21 protein-coding genes and 1 tRNA gene are annotated in these 22,993 nt (G+C 65.4%); 15 read left to right on the top strand and 7 right to left on the bottom strand.

The features are described 5' to 3' along the window. Positions 1–66 precede the first annotated feature (66 nt). Positions 67–879: a methionine adenosyltransferase gene (locus AC07UK_RS35205; protein ID WP_494687696.1), complete on the bottom strand. Its 813-nt coding sequence runs from the start codon at positions 877–879 to the stop codon at positions 67–69. Positions 880–1,219: 340 nt separating this feature from the next. On the opposite strand from AC07UK_RS35205, the gene AC07UK_RS35200 reads away from it, so the two are divergent. From AC07UK_RS35200 to AC07UK_RS35185, 4 genes are read left to right on the top strand one after another with little or no spacing between them, the layout of a single operon-like run. After that, a complete protein-coding gene (locus tag AC07UK_RS35200) occupies positions 1,220–1,810 on the top strand; it encodes a LemA family protein (protein WP_494687734.1) in 591 nt (196 codons plus the stop codon). Further along, complete coding sequence (locus tag AC07UK_RS35195; RefSeq protein WP_494687697.1) at positions 1,807–2,652, top strand: TPM domain-containing protein; 846 nt, start codon at positions 1,807–1,809, stop codon at positions 2,650–2,652. Before AC07UK_RS35200 ends, AC07UK_RS35195 begins: the two co-directional genes overlap by 4 nt. Beyond that, positions 2,652–3,152 (top strand): TPM domain-containing protein, encoded by a 501-nt coding sequence (locus tag AC07UK_RS35190; protein ID WP_494687698.1) that lies wholly within the window; start codon positions 2,652–2,654, stop codon positions 3,150–3,152. The genes AC07UK_RS35195 and AC07UK_RS35190 overlap by 1 nt, the downstream gene beginning before the upstream one ends. 8 nt (positions 3,153–3,160) lie before the next feature. Continuing rightward, complete coding sequence (locus AC07UK_RS35185) at positions 3,161–4,747, top strand: TnsB C-terminal domain-containing protein (RefSeq protein ID WP_494687699.1); 1,587 nt, start codon at positions 3,161–3,163, stop codon at positions 4,745–4,747. Positions 4,748–5,040: 293 nt separating this feature from the next. Here the strand turns inward: AC07UK_RS35185 and AC07UK_RS35180 are convergent, their stop codons facing one another. Then, positions 5,041–5,676, bottom strand: coding sequence for a TetR/AcrR family transcriptional regulator (locus AC07UK_RS35180; RefSeq protein ID WP_494687700.1), 636 nt, complete (start codon positions 5,674–5,676; stop codon positions 5,041–5,043). Positions 5,677–5,862: 186 nt separating this feature from the next. Here AC07UK_RS35180 and AC07UK_RS35175 point away from each other — a divergent pair, with 186 nt between their 5' ends. Further along, complete coding sequence (locus AC07UK_RS35175; protein ID WP_436220682.1) at positions 5,863–7,185, top strand: MFS transporter; 1,323 nt, start codon at positions 5,863–5,865, stop codon at positions 7,183–7,185. Between the two features lie 16 nt (positions 7,186–7,201). Here the strand turns inward: AC07UK_RS35175 and AC07UK_RS35170 are convergent, their stop codons facing one another. Further along, positions 7,202–8,155 (bottom strand): LysR family transcriptional regulator, encoded by a 954-nt coding sequence (locus tag AC07UK_RS35170; protein ID WP_494687701.1) that lies wholly within the window; start codon positions 8,153–8,155, stop codon positions 7,202–7,204. A 115-nt stretch (positions 8,156–8,270) separates the two neighbouring features. Between AC07UK_RS35170 and AC07UK_RS35165 the strand changes: the two genes are divergently transcribed. The 5 genes from AC07UK_RS35165 (at position 8,271) to AC07UK_RS35145 (ending at position 10,949) form a co-directional block, all read left to right on the top strand. Beyond that, positions 8,271–9,263, top strand: a complete 993-nt coding sequence (locus tag AC07UK_RS35165) for a Bug family tripartite tricarboxylate transporter substrate binding protein (protein WP_494687702.1) — start codon at positions 8,271–8,273, stop codon at positions 9,261–9,263. 19 nt (positions 9,264–9,282) lie between these two features. Further along, a complete protein-coding gene (locus AC07UK_RS35160) occupies positions 9,283–9,441 on the top strand; it encodes a hypothetical protein (RefSeq protein ID WP_436220685.1) in 159 nt (52 codons plus the stop codon). A gap of 115 nt (positions 9,442–9,556) precedes the next feature. After that, positions 9,557–10,024, top strand: coding sequence for a bacterioferritin (gene bfr, locus AC07UK_RS35155; protein ID WP_013955362.1), 468 nt, complete (start codon positions 9,557–9,559; stop codon positions 10,022–10,024). Positions 10,025–10,110: 86 nt separating this feature from the next. Continuing rightward, positions 10,111–10,185, top strand: a tRNA-Cys gene (locus AC07UK_RS35150). A gap of 320 nt (positions 10,186–10,505) precedes the next feature. Next, positions 10,506–10,949 (top strand): GNAT family N-acetyltransferase, encoded by a 444-nt coding sequence (locus AC07UK_RS35145; RefSeq protein ID WP_013955363.1) that lies wholly within the window; start codon positions 10,506–10,508, stop codon positions 10,947–10,949. Between the two features lie 24 nt (positions 10,950–10,973). Here the strand turns inward: AC07UK_RS35145 and dmeF are convergent, their stop codons facing one another. Then, entirely contained in the window at positions 10,974–11,963 is a 990-nt protein-coding gene (dmeF, locus tag AC07UK_RS35140) for a CDF family Co(II)/Ni(II) efflux transporter DmeF (protein WP_494687703.1), read from the bottom strand. Between the two features lie 380 nt (positions 11,964–12,343). Beyond that, complete coding sequence (locus AC07UK_RS35135; protein ID WP_494687704.1) at positions 12,344–13,804, bottom strand: aminotransferase-like domain-containing protein; 1,461 nt, start codon at positions 13,802–13,804, stop codon at positions 12,344–12,346. A 329-nt stretch (positions 13,805–14,133) separates the two neighbouring features. Here AC07UK_RS35135 and aptA point away from each other — a divergent pair, with 329 nt between their 5' ends. Both aptA and AC07UK_RS35125 read left to right on the top strand, forming a co-directional pair. Then, positions 14,134–15,465: an omega-aminotransferase AptA gene (aptA, locus tag AC07UK_RS35130; RefSeq protein ID WP_436220688.1), complete on the top strand. Its 1,332-nt coding sequence runs from the start codon at positions 14,134–14,136 to the stop codon at positions 15,463–15,465. A 109-nt stretch (positions 15,466–15,574) separates the two neighbouring features. Beyond that, entirely contained in the window at positions 15,575–17,092 is a 1,518-nt protein-coding gene (locus AC07UK_RS35125) for a CoA-acylating methylmalonate-semialdehyde dehydrogenase (RefSeq protein WP_494687705.1), read from the top strand. Between the two features lie 86 nt (positions 17,093–17,178). Here the strand turns inward: AC07UK_RS35125 and AC07UK_RS35120 are convergent, their stop codons facing one another. After that, on the bottom strand, positions 17,179–18,156 hold the full coding sequence (locus tag AC07UK_RS35120; RefSeq protein WP_494687706.1) for a GlxA family transcriptional regulator: 978 nt from the start codon (positions 18,154–18,156) through the stop codon (positions 17,179–17,181). A gap of 164 nt (positions 18,157–18,320) precedes the next feature. Here AC07UK_RS35120 and AC07UK_RS35115 point away from each other — a divergent pair, with 164 nt between their 5' ends. The 3 genes from AC07UK_RS35115 to bcaP all read left to right on the top strand — a co-directional run bounded on the left by AC07UK_RS35115 (position 18,321) and on the right by bcaP (position 21,371). Then, the gene (locus tag AC07UK_RS35115; protein ID WP_494687707.1) at positions 18,321–19,571 is read left to right on the top strand and encodes an MFS transporter; all 1,251 of its coding nucleotides are present in this window, start codon (positions 18,321–18,323) and stop codon (positions 19,569–19,571) included. Between the two features lie 7 nt (positions 19,572–19,578). Further along, a complete protein-coding gene (locus tag AC07UK_RS35110; RefSeq protein WP_494687708.1) occupies positions 19,579–19,782 on the top strand; it encodes a hypothetical protein in 204 nt (67 codons plus the stop codon). A 191-nt stretch (positions 19,783–19,973) separates the two neighbouring features. Next, positions 19,974–21,371 carry a branched-chain amino acid transporter BcaP gene (bcaP, locus tag AC07UK_RS35105; RefSeq protein ID WP_494687709.1) on the top strand — a complete coding sequence of 466 codons (1,398 nt, stop codon included), beginning with the start codon at positions 19,974–19,976 and terminating at the stop codon, positions 21,369–21,371. A 6-nt stretch (positions 21,372–21,377) separates the two neighbouring features. On the opposite strand, the gene AC07UK_RS35100 is transcribed toward bcaP, so the two are convergent. Next, positions 21,378–22,784: an aminotransferase-like domain-containing protein gene (locus AC07UK_RS35100; protein ID WP_013955375.1), complete on the bottom strand. Its 1,407-nt coding sequence runs from the start codon at positions 22,782–22,784 to the stop codon at positions 21,378–21,380. Positions 22,785–22,993 lie beyond the last annotated feature (209 nt).

The following is a 22,993-nucleotide window of genomic DNA, read 5'->3' as shown; positions in this document are numbered from 1 at the left end:
CGGATTGTGAAAAATAGCGCCCCCCGGCCTTGCGGGGGGAGCCTCATCGCTTGCGCGGTGAGTACTTCAGCAGCCTGTTAGGCCAGTGACCGTCAGGTAAATCCCGCTTTCGTCGCTGGCATCTCGGTTATCGAGGGTATTGATTGCAATCTCACACTCAATGCCGATGCGCTCGGCTAGATACGACCCAATTTCCTCCTTGAGCGTGAAATACTCATCGACGCCGCGCACACATCGGTCCACAAACGCCAGCGCAATGATGAGGCGCTGATGCTCATCCAGCCGACTCCCCATCACCTTGTAATCGAGCCCCGCCGCCTCAAACGTTTCTCTAAATGCACTTGAGCGCAGGAGGCGCGCGGCCGACAGCACCGCTCTTTCAAGCAATGTATGTGGCGCATAACCCACGCCAAAGGATGTGTCATTGGACAGTGGCATAGACGGGGAGTCCGTCACCCGCCGAAGGTTCGGCGCTGAGGGACGCAGGATTGGTTCGATGCGGATGTCATTGCCAATCCCGCCCAAGGACGTTGCCAGGTACTCGCGAATGGCCTGCTCAACAACCTGCTCGACCTTGGCCGACGGAAGCTCGGTAACCGGGCCAGATACTATCAATCGCATTGGGCGCAGCACTTTGCCACCGCCGAACTTTGGCGCGCTCATGCCGCCGATGAGTAGAGCCTTGTCCAGGTTGAAGTGCTGGACTGCTCCATAGGCTTCGAGGTAGGCGCGACACAAGGCGCGAGCCGCAGCTTCGACAGCCCCATCGCATAGGCTATCGGGATGTCCGATGCCCTTGTGCTCGCACATCTCGGTTTGCTCCCTCGGCCGCGAAGGGACGCTGGAAATGGCCAACACAATGTTCTCCGTGGCGGGCATTACAACCTCCTTCGCGCGGTCGGCATGCAGACATTCTAGGCATCGATTTCGAACCCACTGCCAAGCACTTGTTTAGGCGAAACCTAATGAAATGTGCCAACTGGTGCACGTGTGCCAAAAGCCTAGGCCGAGACGGGCACTCCAGGGAGCTTGACGCGCCCGGCCCCATCGCCCTTGAGGGAAATCAATAAAGCTGTCGTCCACGTCACCTACAGTAAATGCTGAAAACCCAATTTTGGGGCAGGCCCTTTAGCGGATTATTGGGCCCATGCGGTTTGCATTTGGGACGGCAGAGCGACGGAGGTGTTTTGTGCGCAAACTATGGTTGGTTTTTGCAGCGATGCTTGCAGTCAGCCTCACAGGGTGTGGGTACAACACGATTCAGACCCAGGATGAGCAGGTCAAGGCAAGCTGGTCGGAAGTGGTGAACCAGTACCAACGCCGTGCTGACTTGGTCCCTAACCTGGTGAACACTGTGAAGGGTTACGCCAGCCATGAGCGTGAAGTCCTGACGCAGGTGACGGAGGCTCGTGCGCGTGTTGGCGCCATGCAGGTCACGCCCGAGACTCTGAACGACCCGAAGGCATTCGCCCAATTCCAGGCCGCACAGCAGCAATTGTCGGGGACCTTGTCTAGGCTCCTGGCGGTTTCCGAGAACTATCCGCAGTTGAAGGCCGACGCGGGCTTCAGGGATTTGCAGTCCCAACTCGAGGGTACCGAGAATCGGATAACCGTCGCGAGAAACCGGTACATCCAATCTGTGCAGGCCTACAACGTGACGGTCCGCACGATCCCCTCCAACCTAACGGCAATGGCTTTTGGTTACAAGGAGAAGCCCAATTTCACGGTCGCTAGCGAAGCGACGATTGCCAAGCCACCAGGAGTTGAATTCGGTGCCGCGCCGGCAAGCGCGCCTGGAGGTGCCAAGTGAAGTGGCTCTCGGCCGCAAGAGGCTTGTTTCTTTCCTTTCTAACCTTTGTGTCTCTGGGCGCTGCTGCCGACGTGGCAGTGCCTTCCCTGACAGCGCGCGTGACCGACCTGACTGGCACGCTTACCAGCGAGCAAGTGGCGACCCTGGAGCAAAAGCTGCAAGCATTCGAGGCAGAAAAAGGGAGCCAGGTCGCGGTTCTTATGGTTCCCACTACGCAACCCGAAGCGATTGAGCAGTACTCGATTCGTGTGGTTGAGAAATGGAAACTTGGGCGCAAAGGAACGGATGATGGAGCCCTGCTCATCATTGCAAAGAACGACCGAACGATGCGTATCGAGGTCGGCTACGGTCTCGAGGGTGTCCTAACCGATGCCATGAGCAAACGCATCATCAGCGACGACATCGTTCCCCGATTCAAACAGGGCGACTTCTATGGCGGCGTGACAGCCGGTGTCGAACGCATCATGGGTGTTATCAACGGAGAGCCCTTGCCAGCACCACGGCGTGAAAGGGGGGAGCGCGACCCAGTACGCCAGCTCATGCCGGTCATCCTTGTGCTCACGGTGGTGCTGGGCGGGCTGCTGCGCTCCATCCTGGGTCGAGGCCCGGGGGCCGTGGCCGCTGGCGGGGCAGTCGGAATCATCGGTTGGCTGCTGTCGGGTGCCCTTGCGGTCGGATTTATGGCTGGCGCCATCGCGCTCTTCTTTACGCTGTTCGGCGGCTCACACATGGGCTGGAGAGGTATTGGCGGTCGTGGCGGTTTCGGTGGCGGGTCCGGACGGGGTGGATTCGGGGGTGGCGGTGGCGGCTTTGGCGGCGGCGGCGCTTCGGGTAGATGGTGATGGAAAACGTCAAACGCATCGTGAGACATCTGTTGATGACGCACTGGCGGGTAAGGCGTGCCTTCCCAGACGATGTACTAAAGGCAGTCGAACAAGCCATTGCGGCGAGCGAATCCAGCCATATCGGACAACTCTGCTTTGTCGTGGAGGGCGCGCTGAGTTTGGCGAGCCTATTCACGGGGTTATCGGCGCGTGACCGAGCTGTCGAGGTCTTCTCTCAGATGCGTGTCTGGGATACGGAACACAACAATGGTGTTCTGATTTACCTGTTGCTGGCAGACCGGAGCGTTGAGATAGTTGCTGACCGTGGCATCCACGCGAAGGTCCCGCAACAAGAGTGGGATACCATTTGCCGACAGATGGAGGCGGCGTTCCGCCTCGCCGAGTATCAACGTGGTGTCATCGCCGGCATACTGGCCATCAGCCAGCATCTGGAAAGGCATTTCCCCATCCGCGAGCGTGGCGAGAATGAACTGCAGGACAAGCCAGTGATTCTGTGAGTTAGCCTGTGACTGAGGAGGATATAGAGAAGATACTAAAGGCACTCCGCAAATGGTATGTCGAGGGGAAGAAGTCAAAGACGCTGACTTATTGGTACATGCGCAAGTATCACTATGCGGGCAAGAGCGACTTTGAGATTCCGACCTTGCAAACGTACCTCTACCACGCAAACAAGCTCATAAAAAAGCACAAACTCGAAGAGGCGCGTGATGGGGCTAGGCTACACTCGATTCATAGGGCGGCGCGTACTGGTGAGGCGACAGACCCTACAGGCGGAACGGTGGAAATCATTGACGTGGATGGATTTGCCGCCAAGATGTACGTGCAGCATCCAGACAAGGACCACAAAGCGCCCGTGGTTGTTTGGGTGATATTTGGGGTGTCACGCTTGTCGTCTGCAGTAGTGGGTTACTCTTTGTCACTGAGCCGGGAAAATGCGCGGGCCTATCGAGAGTGCATCGCTTCAGTGCATCTGCCCAAGGCGGGCCCGGACAGCAAGGCGGAAGCACTTGGCCTTCCAGATACTCGCGGACTTTTGCATGGAAACTTCGACGAAGTGTATGTCGACAACGGTCCGGGAAAGTCGAAATCTGTTCTCCGGGCTGTTGTGGATAGGATGAAGCTCCGCGTGAGCATTCCTCCGCTGAGCCGTCCAGAGTTACGAGCGATTGGCGAGTCGCTGAACCGTCTGATGATGGAATTCATGTCGCGACATAAGTCAGGCTACACACGTCGTCAAGACTACCGGTCAAAAGACAAGCGCGAGAAAGCTCGGAAGGCCTCACCGGTCTCCTTCAAGGAATTTGAGAGATATCTTTTCGAGGCCATCAATCACGTCAACCTCTACTACTCGAAGCGTAGGAAGCGCACGGCACAGATACGTGAGAAAGGCAAAGGAAAGACGCCGAAGGCAATCTTCGAGTACACGCAAAAATACTGTCGACACGGCGATGCGGCTCGCCAGTTGTCATCTATGGAGGTGTGGTCACGGTACAGCGAGTGGGTACCGCGCCAATGCAGGCGTGGCAAAGTCAGGATTGCGCATCTCACTTATTCGTCGACCGCCCTGGAAGCGTACTACGAAGACATGGCGCCTCTGGTTGGCGAGAAGAATGTCTATGTCGAGGTGCAATGCGTTGCAGACCCCCATAAGCTGCTTTGGCTACCAGAGGACGGGAATCCAAGCGAGCTCACGGTAACCAGCGAGTCTGAAAGGAAGCTGTACGACGGCATTTCGAGGCTGGAATGGGACCTCGTTATTGGGCATGAGACCGTTATGGAGGAGGCAAACGCCAAGAGCGGCGGTCTAAATGCGGTTAGATTGGACGAGTCGCTTGAGGACGACGACACCCAGAAGAGGGCATCAGCCAAGCGGGACCGGTCCCGTATGACTCAGAAGCAGCAAGGCATCATCGAGCAAGCCGCCGCAAATCGTGCACTTGGCGCAGGCATCAAAGGACGTCGCCATGCCGGCCCGCCCGAAGGGAGGAGGCGACTCCAGCGCGCCGCCAGCACAGACCCGACAAATGCCGCCGCCTCGCCCAAAACCGAGAGACTCGGGCGAAACTACTACAAGTGCCGCTTGGTGCACTGACCCGGACTTGGAAGAGCGGCTCGCCTCATTCTAGTTAGGCAGATGCTGGTCCGAGAGGTAGGCCAACCCCGAATGACACAACAACTAATTAGAGTGCACCGCGCTCCAGAGTTACTGAGCAATCTTGGAGCGAAACCGAGGGCAGACGGCGGTTTGTCAAATTTCGAGGTTTGGCGTGTAGCCGCCGTTTCCGTGCGATGTCGCAACAATTACGGAGCGTGTCGCAACAACTAATCAAAGTTGCTAAAGAACCAAGAGGCCCCGCGGGGCCTCTTTGCATTGGCGGCGCGCGACTATGCCACGTACAGCAGGAACGCCCGCGCCATCTCCATATCCAGCCGCCGGTCCGACAGCGCAAAGGTGCTGTCGCGGTTGATCAGCGCGTACAGCAGGGTGCCGGCCAGCGCCTGGTGCGCAAAGCGGATGCGCAGTTCCAGTTCCGGCGAGGCGGCCGCCGGGTGCAGCCGCGCCAGGCGTGAAGCCAGGTCGTCCATGTATTGCCGGTTGAGCTGCCGGATCGGATCCTCGCCGCTGGTGACGCGGGCAACCAGCGAGGCACGCAGCACCCCGGCATTGCGGTAGGCCCAGATGCGGTTGTCGCGCGCCAGCGTGCACACGGCGTCTTCCAGCGTCGGCGGGCATGTGTCGAGTTGCGCAAGGCGCTCGGCCATGCCCTTGCGCAGCGTGACCAGCACCAGGGCCTGCAGCGCCTTGAAATAGCTCTCCTTGCCTTCGAAGCGGCTGTAGAACGCGCCGGTCGTGACGCCGGCGTGCGCGCAGATTTCCTGGATCGAGACCTGTTCCAGCGTGCGCTCGCGCAGCAGCCGGCGGCCGGCTTCCAGCAGCAGCAGCGTGGTGCGCAGGCCGCGTGAATAGCGCGGTGCGGCATAGCCGGCGTGGCCTTCCAGCCCGGTCAGCTTGTTTTCCATGACGACCCTTTCTCCCCGCGGGGCGTGGCGTGGGCCCGCCCCGGCATGTCCGTGTTTTTACGGATGTCGTGAACCGTATCCGGCCAAGATACTGGCCAGAAAACGTAATCCATATTACGAATTGAGCGGCGCCGTGCCTATCAGGTGCCGCCCGGAGACCGATGTCCGCCCTTGGGGAGACCTCGCATGACCATGTCCTACCAGCCGCGCCGCGCGTGGCTGACCGCAGCGCTGTTGTTCTTCTTCCTGGTGGTCAACGCCATGGACAAGATGGTGGTGGGCCTGCTGGCCGCGCCGATGATGGATGAACTGGGGCTGACGCCGGCGCAGTTCGGCCTGGTCGGCAGCAGCTTCTTCTGGCTGTTCGCGGTGTCCGGCGTGCTGGGCGGCTTTCTTGCCAACCGCACGCCGACCTCGCGGCTGCTGGTCTGCATGGCGCTGGCATGGTCGCTGTGCCAGATCCCGCTGGCGCTGTCGTCCAGCCTGGCGGTGCTGATCGTCTCGCGCATCCTGCTGGGCTTCATGGAAGGGCCGGCTGCGCCGGTGGCGATCCACGCCTGCTACAAGTGGTTTCCGGACCGCCGGCGCAACCTGCCCGTGGCGGTGCTGACGCAGGGGGCCGGGATCGGCATCGTGCTGGCGGGCTTTCTGATCCCGGCGGTCGCCGTGCATTGGGGCTGGCGCGCCAACTTCTACGTGCTGGCGGCGCTGGGTGTGCTGTGGGCCGTGGCGTGGCTGGCGCTCGGGCGCGAAGGGACGCTCGACGAACGCCCGGCGGGGCACGATGCCCCACACGCCTCCGCGGCCGCCGGCGCGCCGCTGCGCCTGCCATACCGCGTCTTGCTGAGCGATCCCACGGTGCTCGGCTGCTTCGCGCTGCGGCTGGCGGCGTACTGGGGCCTGGCGCTGTGCCTGACCTGGATCCCGGCCTACCTGCAGAGCGGGCTGGGCTTCGGCCACGCCGTCAGCGGCAAGCTGTTCGCGCTGATCATCGGCACCAACCTGCCGTTGACGCTGGCCATTGCGTGGTTCTCTGAACGGCTGCTGGCGCGCGGCGTGTCGTCGCGGGTGGCGCGCGGGCGGGTCTCGGCCGGCATGCTGCTGCTGGCCGGCGGCTTCTTCCTGTTGCTGCTGTGGCCGGACACCACGCCGGCCATGCGGGTGGGCCTGCTGGTAGTGGCCTGCGTGTGCGCGCCGGCGATCTATTCGCTGGGCCCGGCGATGCTGGCCGAGGTGGTGCCGGCGGGGCAGCGCGGTGCGATCCTCGCCATCGATGCATCGGTGTCGTCGCTGGCCGGCGTGCTGGCGCCGCTGGTCACGGGCGTGCTGGTGCAGAACGTTCCGGGGGCACGCGGTTTCGAGCTGGGCCTGGCCGTGTGCGGCGCGATCATGGTGGCGGCGGCGCTGGCCGGGCTGTACGTGGTCAACCCCGAGCGCTCGCGCCGCCGGCTGGCCGCGCACCTGCCGTCGCGTGTCGAAGCGGGGCAGCCCGCGGTGGCCGCTGGCTGAATCGCGAACCCCCGGGCTATGACCCGGGCTTACAGCCCGCATCGCCGCTGGCTTGCGCCACCGCTTCGTGCACCAGCGCCGTGAATGCGCGCATGGCCGGCGACGGTGAGCGCCCGGCCAGCGACACGATCCCATACTGCGCCCTCAGCTCGGTTGGCGGGTGCATCGGCAGGGCCACGGCCATGCCTTGCGCGCAGGCGTCGGCCATCATCGCCACGGGCACCAGCGCCACGGCATCGACGGCCAGCAGCAGCGAGCGCAGCGCGTGCATGTCGTTGCAGGTGACGGTCATCAGCCCGGGCGCGTCCTCGGAAACCGGGCCGCTGCCACCGCTGGCTTCATGCAGTGCCTGCCGGAAGAAGCGCAGGATATGCGCCGGCAGCCGGGTCCCGGCCACCGGATAGGCGCGCAGCTCAGCCAGGGTGACTTCGCGCTGCCGCGCCAGCGGATGCCCGCTGCGCACGAAGAATGCCGTTTCCAGCGCCGGCAGCCGGTCAATCTGCAGGTGTCCCAGTTCCACCAGGCTGCGGCTTTCGCCGACAAACACATCGAGGCGTTCCGCTTCTAGCGAACGCCGCATGGCCGGCGTGTCGGCGGTCTCCAGGTCGATGCGCAGATGCGGGTAGCGCCGCACCAGCGCCTCGAGCACGGGATCGAGCAGGAACGATGCCGCAAACGGCCCGAAGCCCGCGCGGATCGTGCCGATCTCTACTTCCTCCAGCAGTTGCAGGTCGCGCCGCAACTCGCGCTGTTCGCGCAGCATGCGGCGCGCGCGTTCGAGCGCCAGCATGCCGGCAGCGGTTGGCCGCACCTTGCCGTAGCTGCGGTCGATCAGCGGCCCCAGGTCCGCTTCCAGCGCCTGGATGCTGCGCGTCAGCGCCGGCTGCGACAGGTGCAGGGCGCTGGCGGCACGGGCAAAACTGCCTTGCTCGACCAGCGTGACGAAGTGATGCAGCTGCCTCAGCCCCAAGTCAGCCCCAGTAAATTAACCAATTTTGCATCAAAAACTGAAAAATATTGCATTGGACGTAATTTCTCAAGCCCGCTAACGTTGTCCAAAACCATAAAGACGACCTGGAGACGACATGAACCGACGCGCATGGCTCGCGCTGGCCGCTGGCGGGCTGACTGGCGGGCTTTCGCTCAGCCTGGCCCTTCCCGCCGCGGCACAGACCTATCCCGCCAAACCGATCCGCATCGTGGTGCCTTACGTGGCCGGCGGCGGCACTGACACCATCGCCCGTGCCATGGGCGAAAAGCTCAGCAAGCGCCTGGGCCAGCCCGTGGTGGTGGACAACAAGGCGGGCGCCTCGGGCATCATCGGCACCGACGCCGTGGCCAAGGCCGCGCCGGATGGCTACACGCTGTTGATGACCCTGACGCAGTCGGTGCTGACCAACCAATTCCTGTACCAGAAACTGCCCTACGACCCGCGCAAGGACCTGACCATGATCAGCGTGCTGGCCGATGCGCAGCTGGTGCTGGTGGCCCATCCATCGGTGCCGGCGCGCACCGTGCGTGAACTGGGCGAATACGCGCGCAGCCGGCCGGGCAAGCTCAGCTATGCCTCGTGGGGCGTGGGTTCGCTGTCGCACCTGAGCGGCGCCTACTACAGCAAGCTGGTGCACGGCCAGGCCACGCACGTGCCCTACAAGGGCGAGGCGCCGATGGTGCAGGACCTGCTGGGCGGGCAGGTGCAGTTCGGCTTTGCCAGCATCCTGACCGCCAAGCCCTATATCCAGAGCGGCAAGCTCAAGGCGCTGGCGGTGACCGGCACGCAGCGCAGCAGCGCGTTGCCTGACATGCCCACCTTCGCTGAGTCCGGCATGCAGGACAGCGCCTTCAAGACCGTCGGCTGGATCGGCCTGGTGGCGCCGGTGGGCGTGCCCGCGCCGATTCTCGCCAGGCTTGAAGGCGAAGTGCGCGCCATCCTGCAGGCGCCCGACATGCAGGAGCGGCTGGTCGCGCTGGGGCTGCGCACGGTGGGCAGCTCGCCGGCCGAGGCGCAGGCGCTGTATGCGCGCGACTGGCCGGTGCTGAAGACGCTGGTGGCGGATTCGGGCGCGAAGCTCGACTGATTTACACGACTGGTTCCCGATGGCGGGCGGCGCGGCAATTGCCGTGTGCGCCCGCTTTTCTATTTGCACAATGCCGCGCGATGCGCTTTTGGAAATCGAATGGAAACCATTGGTATTCGCATCTGCAATGGCGCGTGAAAACCCGGCGAAAAAGCGGCAGCAGGCCGAATTTGCTTGATGTCCGCTCTTGCCGGACTACCATGAAATTCGCGGCGGGATTATCACTGCGGGGTTTTCGTGATTACGAAAATGAGAGTGGGTCCATCGGTTTTGAGGGGTCGTTGGGGGCAGTCATGAAAAGCGACAAGAAGGTGATCCAGTTGCTCAATGGCCAGCTACGCCATGAGTTGACTGCGATCAACCAGTATTTCCTGCATGCCCGCATGTACCGGCATTGGGGGCTCGGTGCGCTGGGCAAGCACGAGTACGAGGAATCGATCGAGGAAATGAAGCACGCGGACAAGCTGATCGAGCGCATCCTGTTGCTCGATGGCCTGCCCAACCTGCAGGACCTGGACAAGCTGCTGCTCGGCGAGAACACCGAGGAGATGCTCGGCTGCGACCTGAAGCTCGAACAGGTGTCGCAGGCCAGCTGCAAGGAAGCAATCAAGTTTTTCGAGTCGGTCGGCGATTATGTCTCGCGCGAGATCGTGGTCGATATCCTGGCCGACACCGAGGAACATATCGACTGGCTCGAGGCGCAGCTGGAACTGGTGAACAAGGTCGGGCTGCAGAACTACATCCAGTCCGCGATGGGCTAGGGTCCGGTACCGTCTCCTGCAAAGATTTCCATTTCCCGCTACACTGCGGCCCGCAGCACGTAGCGTCGCACAGACGCGGCGTCAGCGGCGGGGTGGCAGAGTGGTGATGCAACGGCCTGCAAAGCCGTACACGACGGTTCGATTCCGTATCCCCGCCTCCAGTTTTTTCTTTGCCCGGCACATGTTGCCGGGCAGTCTTGTGCGCGCCCGCGCAACTTCCCCCAATTTTCATGCGCCTGTCACAGTGACCCGCCATGCACGGCAGCCATGCCGTGGCGCGCGTAATGCCTGCGCTGGCTCGGGCCATTTCGGCCTCGCTGTTCCGTTACTTCCCCAATAGAACAACGCCATCGAATCAGGTAATGTTGCCTGACAGGCCACATGGCCTGCGTGCAACCCGTGCCGCCGGATGGCGGCACAACCATGTCCGGGCTTCCATGGTGTCCCCGTCGCGAGGTGATGTGAAAAAGAGAGGCTCCAGATGATCAAAGACTTGCGGATCCGGGCGGCCGTGCCCTCGGACGCGCCAGCCGTGGGCAGCGTGCTGGAACGCTGCGGCCTGCCCGTGGACGATGTGGCCCGCTTGCTCGAGCATTTCCACGTTGCCATCCTTGGCGCGCAGATCATTGGCTGCGCTGCCGGCGAGCGTTTCGGCGAGACCGTGGTGATCCGCAGTGTTGCCGTATTGCCGGAACACCGCGACCAGGGTGTGGCCACGCATGTGGTGCGCGCCGCGCTGATGCGCGCGCGCGCCAATGGCGCGCGGCGCGCGGTGCTGCTGGCCTCAAGCTGCCCGAGCTATTTCGCGCGCTACGGTTTTACGCTGGTGCCGGCCGCGAAGCTGCCGGCCGAGGTCATGTCATCGAGCGAATTCCACCGCCATACCGATACACCGCCGCTATGCATGTGGTGCGAGCTGGACTGAACCCGCAAGCACCGATGGCACGCCTCAGTGCGCGCCGTCGCAGCGGCTGATCTCCACCGTCACGTGCACCAGTTCCTCATGCACGGATAGTGCCTCGCGCACGCGCTGCGGCGTCAGCACCGGATCGTGCGTGACCAGGCAGGCGATGCAGGCAAACTGCTGCCGGCCCACGCGCCAGACATGCAGGTCGGTCACACGGGTGCGTTCCTCGCCGTTGGCGTCGGCAGGGTCCAGGCCCGCCAGCACCTCGCGCACTTCTTCCACCACCGGGTGGTCCATCTCGCGGTCCAGCAGCACGGCGCCGCTCTGGCGCATCAGGCCGACGGCCCACCTGCCGACCAGCGCGGCGCCCACCAGGCCCATCACCGGATCCAGCCACGCCCAGCCCAGCCACCAGCCGCCGGCCAGCGCGACAAGCGCCAGCACCGAGGTTGCGGCGTCGGCCAGCACATGCACGTAGGCGGCGCGCAGGTTGATGTCGTGGTGGTGGCCGTGGCCGTGATCATGGTCATGGCCGTGGTGATGGTGGCCATGGTCGTGTCCGTGGTCGTGCCCGTGCGCATGGCCGCCCAGGATCAGCGCGCAGCCCAGGTTGACCAGCAGGCCGAGCGCGGTCACGGCCATGGCCTCGCGATAGTGGATGTCCTGCGGGCTGAACAGCCGCTCGACCGAGCCGGCCGCCATCAGCGCCGCGATGCCAAGCAGGAACACCGCGCTGGCAAAGCCGGCCAGCACTTCGATCTTCCACGTGCCGAAGGCAAAGCGCCGGTCGCCGGCATAGCGGCGCGCGGCGGCGTATGCGAAGGCCGACAGGCCGATGGCCAGGGCGTGCGAGCTCATGTGCCAGCCATCGGCCAGCAGCGCCATCGAGTTGAACCCAAGGCCGGCGGCGATCTCCACCACCATGGTGGCGGCGGTGATTGCCATCACCAGGCGCGTGCCGCGTTCGGCGGCGCGGTTGCCGGCGTCGAAGGCGTGGGTGTGGGTCCAGGCGGACAGGTCGTGGCTATGCATGGCCGGGTTCTGCTGAGCGCTTGAGAGCTGAAAATCCTCACCCCGCGTGGGGTAATGCAGTCACAAGGGTAGCAGAGCCCCGGCGCTTCGGCGGCCGCGTCCCTGACGGTTGCAGGGACAGCTGGCGCGTATTTTGTGTGCTCCCCGCGATACAAATAGCCCCTGATTGTCCGCGGGAATTCCATGCGAGTCTTACATACATTCATGAATGGATGTATCATCCAACGAAGAATTCACACTGTCTTAACGATTTTGTTGTCCATTCCGAGATGAGTTATCGATTTATCGCTATCTGCCTGACCGCCTGGCTGGGCCTCTGCGCCACCGCGGGCTGGTTCGTCGAGCGCCTCTGGAGCTGACCCCTGCGTCCTGCGCGGATGCTAGGCCGCGCGCGGCGCCTGCGCCAACCGGTCAAAGAACTGCCATAGCTGTGGGGCATCGCCGGTGGCCACGTTGAAGCGGATCCACGGCGAATCGGTCTCGTCCGGCTCGAAATACGACCCTGGCGCCAGCCAGATGCCATGCTCCAGCGCCAGCGTGGCCAGGCGGTTGCCGTGAAGCGGCTCGCCCCGGCGGCTGGCCTGCAGCCGCGCCTGTGCCGCCTCGTTCAGGCGTGCCCAGGCGAACATCCCGCCCTCCGGGCGCAGTAGCACCTCAAGCCCGTGGGCTTCCATCTTTTCCGTGACGCGATCCTGCTGCGCGCGCAGCCGCTCGGCCAGCGCCGCCACGTGGCGGCCATAGTGGCCGCTGGTCAGCACCGAGTAGACCAGCCGCTCGGTGACTTCCGATGAGGTCAGGCCGACCGCCATCTTGGTGCGCGCGAAGGCCTTGGCCAGGTCGGGGCTGGCGGCCAGATAGCCGACCCGCAGCGACGGCGTGATGGTCTTGGAAAAGCCATTGATATAGACCACCTGCGACAGCCCGTCCATGGCCGCCAGCATCGGCGAGCCGGCCGGCGCCAGCTCGCGGTAGATATCGTCCTCCACCACCAGCAGCCGGTGCTGCTCGGCAAGCTGCAGCACGCGGAAGGCGTTCATGCTGCTCAGGCTGGCGCCGGTCGGGTTCTGCAGCACGGTATTGATAAAGAGCGCGCGCGGGGCGTGGGCGCGGATGGCATCGTCCAGCGCGTCGGTATCCAGCCCCGCCGCCGAGCGCGGCACGCCCACCACGCGCAGCCCCGCCAGCCGCAGGATCTGCAAGAGGTTGCAGTAGCAGGGCGATTCCACCAGCACCGTATCGCCGGCACGCAGCAGCGTGCGCACCACCAGGTCCAGCGCCTGCGTGGCGCCCTGCGTCAGTACCACCTGCTGCGCCTGCAGCGGGATGCCGTACTGGCCCAGGCCGGCGGCGATATGCTCGCGCAGCGGCGCAAAGCCGTACGGATGGCCGTAGCCAGACAGCTGCGCCGCCGGCACGCGCGCCGAGGCGCGCATGGCCTGGTGCAGCCCTTCCTCGTTGAGCCAGTCGCCGGGCAGCCAGCCGGCGCCGGCCTTGATCGGCACCGAGTGGTCGGCGAACACATCCGACAGCAGCCACGCCGCGTTCAGTCCCGGCGCCTCCCAGTGCGGTGCGCGCGCGCGCCCGGCCGGGGCATGGCGGTGCGCCACGGTATAGCCCGAGCCCGGGCGCGCTGCCAGGTAGCCCAGCGCGGTCAGCCGGCCGTAGGCCTCGGCCACGGTAAAGGTGCTGACGTGGTGGTGCTGCGCAAAGCGGCGCACCGAGGGCAGGGCGGTGCCGGCGCGCAGCGCGCGCTGCTCAACCAGTGCGGCGATGCCGGCGACGATCTGCTCGGTCAGGGTGTCGCCGTCGCGGCGGCTGCGGGTCAGGTTCAGGGTCAGCATCAGGCACTCGGGCAGGCGTGAACCTGTACAGTTTAGCGGCTGGAGGCAGGCCAGGCTGCGGTGGCATTCCGCAAAGCGAAATTTGCCGCAGTGCAGCGTGGGATGACACCCCGCAGTCCAGCGCGGGTCGTGGCACGGGGGCGGGCTGGCGGGACCCCGATGGCGCTTGCCTGTACGGTTTGGCATGTTCAAACTGCACGGTAAGGCAGCCTTGTCCGGACTGTATATTTTGTCGGCCAGACGCCGCCGGTAGAGTGGCCCTCATTGCCGACGCGCTGCCAGCCAGCGTGCTACCCGCCAATCCGACCCGATTCCCCCTAGGAGGACGTATGGACGCCGCCAAGACCGTGATTCCCGATCTCGATGCCCTGTGGATGCCCTTCACCGCCAACCGCCAGTACAAGGCGGCGCCGCGCCTGCTGGCGTCGGCCAGCGGCATGTACTACACCACCCACGACGGCCGCCAGATCATGGATGGTTGCGCCGGCCTGTGGTGCGTGGCCGCCGGCCACTGCCGCAAGGAAATCTCGGAGGCCGTGGCGCGCCAGGCCGCCACGCTGGACTATGCGCCGCCGTTCCAGATGGGCCATCCGCTGTCGTTCGAGGCCGCCACCAAGGTGGCCGCGATCATGCCCCAGGGCCTGGACCGCATCTTCTTCACCAACTCGGGCTCGGAGTCGGTCGACACCGCGCTGAAGATCGCGCTGGCCTATCACCGTGCACGCGGCGAAGGCCAGCGCACGCGCTTTATCGGCCGCGAGCGCGGCTACCACGGCGTGGGCTTCGGCGGCATGGCGGTGGGCGGCATTGGCCCCAACCGCAAGGCGTTCTCGGCCAACCTGATGCCGGGCACCGACCACCTGCCGGCCACGCTGAATATCGCCGAGGCAGCCTTCTCCAAGGGCCAGCCGCAATGGGGCGCGCACCTGGCCGATGAGCTGGAGCGCATCCTGGCGCTGCACGACCCGTCCAACGTTGCCGCCGTGATCGTCGAGCCGCTGGCCGGCTCCGCCGGCGTGCTGGTGCCGCCGGTCGGCTACCTGGAAAAGCTGCGTGAAATCACCAGCAAGCACGGCATCCTGCTGATCTTCGACGAGGTCATCACCGCCTTCGGCCGCCTGGGCGCCGCCACCGCGGCCGAGCGCTTCAAGGTTACGCCGGACCTGATCACCATGGCCAAGGCGATCAACAACGCCGCGGTGCCGATGGGCGCCGTCGCCGTGCGCCGCGAAGTGCATGACACCGTGGTCAATTCGGCCGCGCCGGGCGCGATCGAGCTGCTGCATGGCTACACCTACTCCGGCCACCCGCTGGCCGCGGCTGCCGCCATTGCCACGCTCGACCTGTACCAGCGCGAAAACCTGTTCGGCCGCGCCGCCGAACTGGCGCCGGTGTTCGAAGCCGCGGTGCACGGCGTACGCAGCGCGCCGCACGTGAAGGACATCCGCAACTATGGCCTGGTCGCCGGCATCGAGCTGGAGCCGCGTCCCGGCCAGCCCGGCGCGCGCGCGTATGAGGCCTTCCTGAAGTGCCTGGAACTCGGCGTGCTGGTGCGCTACACCGGCGACATCCTGGCGTTCTCGCCGCCGCTGATCATCTCTGAAGCCCAGATCGGCGAAATGTTCGATACGGTGAAGAAGGCGCTGCAGGACATCAAGTAAGCGGCGCGCGCCACATCGCATTGCCGCCGGACCTGCGGGTCCGGCCTCCCTGACTGCACGCCGGGGCGCGCGCTGACTTGCGTGCCGCGGCAATCGAAGGAAATCCCAAGTGAGCATCGCAGAAAACCGGCAACTGGCCGAGATCCACCATTTCATCGGCGGCGCCGTGCGCCGCGCCGGCGGCCAACGCCTGGCGGACGTGTTCAATCCCGCCACCGGCGAGGTCGCGGCACGCGTGGCGCTCGGCACCACGCAGGACGTGGCCGATGCCGTCGCCGCCGCCCAGGCCGCATTCCCGGCCTGGGCCGACACCCCGCCGCTGCGCCGCGCGCGCATCCTGTTCAAGTTCAAGGAACTGCTCGACCAGCACCACGACGACCTGGCCGCGCTGATCACGCGCGAGCACGGCAAGGTGTTCTCGGACGCCAAGGGCGAAGTCACGCGCGGCATCGAGGTGGTGGAATTTGCCTGCGGCATCCCCAACCTGCTCAAGACCGATTTCACCGACAACATCGGCGGCGGCATCGACAACTGGAACCTGCGCCAGCCGCTGGGCGTGGTGGCTGGCATCACGCCGTTCAACTTCCCGGTGATGGTGCCGATGTGGATGTTCCCGGTGGCGCTGGCGTGTGGCAATACCTTCGTGCTGAAGCCGTCGGAGCGCGATCCGTCGCCGAGCCTGCTGATTGCCGACCTGCTGCGCCAGGCTGGCTTACCCGATGGCGTGTTCAATGTCGTGCAGGGCGACAAGGAAGCCGTAGACGCGCTGCTCGCGCATCCGGACGTCCAGGCGCTGTCGTTCGTTGGCTCGACGCCGATCGCCGAATACATCTACACGGAAGGGACCAAGCACGGCAAGCGCGTGCAGGCGCTGGGCGGTGCCAAGAACCACCTGGTGGTGATGCCGGATGCCGATCTCGACCAGGCGGTCGATGCGCTGATCGGTGCCGCGTATGGTTCTGCCGGCGAGCGCTGCATGGCGATCTCGGTAGCCGTAGCGGTGGGCGACGTCGCCGACAAGCTCGTGCCGCGGCTCGCCGAACGCGCCAGCTCGCTGAAGATCCGCAACGGCATGGAGTCCGACGCCGAAATGGGTCCGCTGGTAACTGCAGCGCACAAGGCGAAGGTGGAGGGCTATATCGCCAAGGGCGTGGAAGAGGGCGCGACGCTGGTCACCGATGGCCGCGGCCACAAGGTCGATGGCCATGAGAACGGCTTCTATGTCGGCGGCACGCTGTTCGACAACGTCAAGCCGGACATGGCGATCTACAAGGAAGAGATCTTCGGCCCGGTGCTGTCGGTGGTGCGCGTGCATGACTTTGCCGAAGCGGTGTCGCTGATCAATGCGCACGAGTACGGCAACGGCGTGTCGTGCTACACCAGCGACGGCGGCATTGCGCGCGCGTTCGCGCGGCAGATCCAGGTGGGCATGGTCGGCATCAATGTGCCGATCCCGGTGCCGATGGCCTGGCACTCTTTTGGCGGGTGGAAGCGCTCGCTGTTCGGTGACCACCATGCCTATGGCGAAGAGGGCGTGCGCTTCTACACGCGCTACAAGAGCGTGATGCAGCGTTGGCCGGATTCGATCGCCAAGGGCGCTGAGTTCACCATGCCGGTGGCTAAGTAGGTTGTTGTGCCTATCGGGCGGGGACCGGTTGACGGTCCCCGCTCCGTTCAGGCGCCAGCGGCCGCTTGTTTCACGCCTGAGTGCGGCTATTCCGCGCTGCGCGTGCTGGCCTGCCGGTAGGCGCTCGGCGTGCCGGCTTCTCCCTTGTTCCAGCAGGCGCGGAAGGCCTGCACGCTGGCGAAGCCGCTCTTCAACGCGATCGCTTCCACCGGCAGCGTCGATGCGGCCAGCAGCTTGCGCGCGCGTGCCATGCGCAGGGTAAGCTGGTATTGCTTCGGCGTGAGGCCGGTTTCCTCATGGAACAGGCGCGACAGGTGCCTGACGCTGACCGCGAAGCGCTGCGCAAAGCGCGGGTCAGCGACGTTGGCTTCCAGGTCGCGCGAGATCGCATCCTGCACTGCATGCACCAGCGGGTTGCCGTGCGAGCGTGCGCTGAACTGCGGATCAAGCTGCGGATCGGCGCCGAAGCGCCGGAACGGCACTACGTTATCGCGCGCCACCGCAATCGCGGCCTCGTCGCCGCAGGCGTTGGCCACCAGCCGCAGCGCCAGGTCGATACCGGAGGCCACGCCGGCCGAGGTCCAGACATTGCCGTCGCGGACGAACACCCGGTTGTCGATCACCGAGGCATCCGGATGGCGCGCGCGCAGGCGCTTGATATGTGCATGGTGTGTCGTGCACAGGCGCCCGTCGAGCAGGCCCGCTGCGCCGAGCAGGAAGGCGCCGGTGCAGACTGCGGCCACCTGCACCCCGCCATTCCTGCCCTCACCAAAGCTTTCCCTCAACCATGCCGCGCTATCGTGCCACGCAGGCGATCTCGTCAATGTGTCCAGAAGTTTGCTGCCAACGGCAATCACCACATCGCCGGCTTCGAGCCGGGCGGGCAGGCGTTCAACGCGGCCAAGCGCCGGACCCTGGAAGGACGTGACGCTGGAATGCGGGCCGACGCAACGCACAGTGAGTGGCGCAAGCCCAAGTTCGGCCACACTCGACAGGATCTGTAGCGGCCCGCCGAGGTCGAGCATGTGGACATTGGGCAGCACCAGGAAATAGGCGGTAGTCATCACCAGTGTGGAGATCGCGAGGACGATGCCGGCATTCTCGCGCGAATGACAGGCTTTGTATCGCCGATGGCCGAAAATTTGCTTTTCTGGTCCATGGCGTTGCCCCGGCAGGCGGCCGGCTTTCCTTAGCATGGTCAACGAACCCCTGCCAAAGAGAGATCGCCATGCACCGCACCCGCCTGCCCGCCGTCACCGTGGTCCTGGTCGCCATCGGCTTTGCCGTGATGTTCGTGTCGACCGCGGTGAAGGGCCTCTACCAGGTGTACTTCGTCGACCTCGCCACGCACTTCGGGCAGGGCCGTGCGCAGTTTGCCTGGTCCGGCAGTGTCTTTATGCTGGCCACCGGGCTGATGTCGCCGGTGGTCGGCGCGCTCAGCGATCGCGTCGGCCCGCTGCGCACCGCGGCCGCCGGTGCGCTGGCGGCAGGCATTGCGCTGGGCAGCGCGGCGCTGTGGCCGGGATCGCTGACGTTCTTCGTGCTGATGTTCGGCCTTGCCGGCGCGTTCGGGTTGGCGGCCATGACTTTTGTGCCGATGGGCATCCTGGTGGACCGGCTGTTCGAGGAACGCAGGAAGGGGCTGGCCTATGCGGTGGTTACCAACGGCACCGCGATCGGCTTTGTCGTGCTGTCGCCGCTGTGGATCTGGCTGCAGCCGCAGGCGGGCTGGATCACGGCGTTCGGCGTGGCGGGTGCGGTGTTTGCGTTGCCGGTGGCCGGCGCCTTGTGGCTGGCTTCGCGCTGGGAGCCGGCGTCCGCACCGGCGCCACGCACGACCGAGGCCGACCTCCCGGCATGGACGGTGGTGCGGCATGACCCGGTGTTCTATGCGCTGGCAGCCGGCTTCTTCGGCTGCGGCGCCACCATGGCCTTTATCGACGTGCACCTGATCGCGTACTGGCAGGGGCAGGGCGTGCCGCGGCTGGCGATGGGCTATGCGATGAGCACGCTCGGCGCGCTGGAGCTGGCCAGCGGCCTGGTCTCCGGCGCGCTGGCGCTGCGCTGGGATAAGCACCGGCTGCTGGCCGCGTTCTACGCGCTGCGCTCGGCATCGATGCTGTTGCTGCTGGTGCCGGGCCTGGGCGTGCTGCCGTTTGCGGTCGGCTTTGGCGCCAGTTACCTGGGCACGGTGATCCTGACCTCGATGTTCTGCTTCGAGCGCTACGTCAGCCGGATCAAGGGCAAGGTGTTCGGCCTGCTGTTCCTGGGGCACCAGCTGGGCGCCTTCCTGACGGTGCAGCTGGGGGCGTGGTCGTTCGATGCCACACGCAGCTACCAGCACAGCATCACGGCGCTGGTGGCGGTGACGCTGTGCTCCGCCGCGTGCTCGTGGTTTGGCCTGCGCCGCGCGGGACCGTTGCCGGCACTGGCCAAGGGCCCGGCGCACGCCGCGGCGCCCGAGGCTGCCAGCCGCTGAAGTGCTGATGCTGCCGCGGCTCCTGCTTGCCTGCGCGGCCCTTGCTCCGCTGGGTCTGGCGGCCTGGGCGATGGCGTGGGCGCTGCGCGCAAGGATTGCCGCGCTGGCGGCACAGGCCCTTGCCGGCGCCGCACTGCTGGCGCTCGATCCGCTTGCCGCCGCACTGGCGCGCGTGGACGGCATCCTGTCGGCGCCCGGCTGCGGCGGCTGACATGCTCCTTCTGTCGTTTTGCCTGCGGTCAGTGCCGGCCAGCCCGGCCTTTCCTATCATTCGATGACGTGCCTGCCCCGCGCGGGGCGCGCAATGTGACGCCTTCGCGCCGCCGCGGGCGTAAACTACCGCCCTTTTTCCGGGCCGCCGCCTTGCCGCCTCGTGCCCGGCCATAGTTGCAGGGAGTCTGAATGAGCTTGTTCCGAACCAAGGACATCGACGCGATGCTGGCCGTCGCGCGCGATGACGGCCTGAAGAAGGTGCTGGGTCCGATCGACCTGGTGATGATGGGCATCGGCGCCATCATCGGCACCGGCATTTTCGTGCTGACCGGCACCGGCGCGCTGACCGCGGGGCCGGCGCTGACGGTGTCGTTCGTGATCGCGGCGCTGGCCTGCGGCTTTGCCGCGCTGTGCTACGCGGAGTTCGCCTCGGCGATCCCGGTGTCGGGATCGATCTATACCTACAGCTACGCCACGCTGGGCGAGATCGTCGCGTGGATGATCGGCTGGGACCTGCTGCTGGAATACGGGCTGGCCACGTCCGCCGTGTCGGTGGGATGGTCGGGCTACTTCCAGTCGCTGATGGCGGGCTTCGGGCTGAAGCTGCCGGCGGTGCTGAGCGCGGCGCCAGGGTCCGTGCCGGGGGTGAAGACCATGCTGAACCTGCCGGCGTGCCTGATCATGCTGGCCATCACCTGGGTGGTGTCATATGGCGTGCGCGAATCCACGCGCATCAACAACCTGATGGTGGCGGTCAAGATCGGCGTGGTGCTGCTGTTTATCGCGGTGGGCGTGTGGCATGTGCAGCCGGCCAACTGGCAGCCGTTTGCGCCATTCGGCTTTGCCGGCATCTTCAATGCGGCGGCGCTGGTGTTCTTTGCCTTTATCGGCTTCGACGCGGTGACCTCGGCCGCGGAAGAGGTGCGCAACCCGCGCCGCGACCTGCCGATCGGCATTATCGGTTCGCTGGCGGTGTGCACGGTGCTGTATGTGGTGGTGGCCGCCATCATGACCGGCATCGTGCCGTTCGCGAAGTTTGCCGGCGTGGACCACCCGGTCTCGCTGGCGCTGCAGTTCGCGGGCCAGAACTGGGTGGCCGGCTTTGTCGACCTGGGCGCGATCCTGGGCATGACCACGGTGATCCTGGTGATGACCTACGGCCAGACCCGCGTGATCTTTGCGATGTCGCGCGACGGCCTGCTGCCCGAGCGGTTGTCTTCCGTGCACCCGGTGCATGCCACGCCGTATTTCGCCACCTGGACCGTGGGCATCGTGTTTGCCGCGATTGCCGCCTTCGTGCCGCTGAACGTGCTGGCCGAGCTGATCAATATCGGCACGCTGGCGGCCTTTACGCTGATCTCGGTGGCGGTGCTGGTGCTGCGCAAGACCCGGCCCGAACTGCCGCGCGCGTTCCGCTGCCCGGGCGTGCCGGTGGTGCCGCTGCTGTCGATCGGCTTCTGCCTGTTCCTGATGGCGCACCTGCAGGCGCTGACCTGGATCGCCTTCCTGGTGTGGCTGGCGGTGGGGCTGGTGATCTACTTCGGCTACGCGCGGCGCAATGCCGTGCTGCATAACCACGGCGGCTGAGCGCCTTCAGCTGCCGCGCCCGGCCGCGGCCTTCATGAAGGCCACCGCGCGCGGCTCGTTGGCATAGGCGGCGTTGATCCGGATCCATGCCGAAGTCTCGCCGCCCGGGCGGAAGTAGTTGCCCGGCGCCAGCGTCACGCCGTATGCCTCGCCCAGCGTCACCAGTTCGCGCGAATCCTCGATGCCGGGCGGGCGCGCCCACAGGAAGTTGCCGCCGGACGGCTGGCAGAACACCTCCCAGCCGTTGCCGGTCAGCTGCCGCACGGCATTGGCCGAGGCCTCGCGCACGCGCAGGCGCAGCCGCTCCACATACTTGCGGTAGCCGCCGCGTTCCAGCAGCGCCGCCGTCACCGCCTCGGCGAAGTGCGAGCCGGCCACGCTGGTCAGCACCTTCACATCGACCAGGTCCTTGACCAGCGCCTTGTCGGCCACCAGGTAGCCGACCCGCAGCGAGGCCGACACCGTCTTGGAAAAGCCGCCGATGTAGATCACGTGCTCAAGCTGATCCAGCGTGGCCAGCCGGTCGGTGAAGTGGGTCTGGAAGTCCGAGAAGATATCGTCCTCGACAAAGCGGAAGCCATGCCGGCGCGCCAGCTCCAGCAGCCGGAACGCCACCGGCGGCGCCAGCGTCGACCCGGTCGGGTTCTGCAGCACGCTGTTGGTGAAGAACAGCTTGGGCTTGTGCTGGCGCAGCAGCGCCTCGGTGGCGTCCGGGTCGGGGCCGTTGGCCGTGTGCGGCACGCCCACCAGCTGCACCCCGTGCAGCCGCAGCAGGCCGAACAGGTTGTAGTAGCCGGGATCTTCCACGAACACCGTATCGCCGGGCTTGAGCAGGTGGCGCACCACCAGGTCCAGCGCCTGGCTGGCACCGGTGGTGATCAGCACTTGCGGCAGTTCGGCGGCGATGCCCAGCTGGCGCACGCGCAGCAACACCTGGCGGCGCAGTTCCGGATGCCCCATCGGCGTGGCGTAGTGGATCACGCTGTCGATCTCGTTGCGCGAGATCGCGCGGATCGCCTGCGTCAGCCCCTCAACGTCGCGCCAGGTTTCGGGCACGAAGCCGCCGGCCAGCTTGAGCGTGCCGCTGGGGTGGTTGAACTGCTCGAGGATGTGGTCGGAAAGATCCTCGGCCAGGCTCGGATCCGACCAGCCGCACGCTGAGCGCCCCGCCAGCGGACTGTCCGCCACGTAGAAGCCCGAACCCTGGCGCGAATCCAGCAGCCCCTGCGATACCAGCCGGTCATAGGCTTCGATCACCGGGAAGCGGCTGATGCCGTTCGCGGCTGCCAGCTGACGGATCGACGGCAGCTTTGCGCCGGGCCGGGCCTCGCGGTTGCCGATCCACGACTTCACGCCGTTGACGATCTGATCGGTCAGTGGAATTCCGGTAGAAGCATCTAAGATTAGTTTCATAAGGCAGGGCAGCCGGGGGAAACCGGAGGACGCAACTGTCAGGGAAAACTACTGAACAGTTCATCGAAAACTGTTCACAACTGTACATGGGATTGTAGTGAGGGATGCGAATAATGGAAGCGTGGCGGAGAAAGGCGCCGGCTCCTGTGGTCATTCGGCATCCAGGAGTCGGCACCGGACCAGACCGCCGGGCTGATGAGGAGTGCGAC

The sequence above is a fragment of the Cupriavidus sp. GW821-FHT07C08 genome (assembly GCF_059419025.1).
Note: the sequence above shows the minus strand (reverse complement) of the source record. Positions and strands in the feature narration are given on the sequence as shown.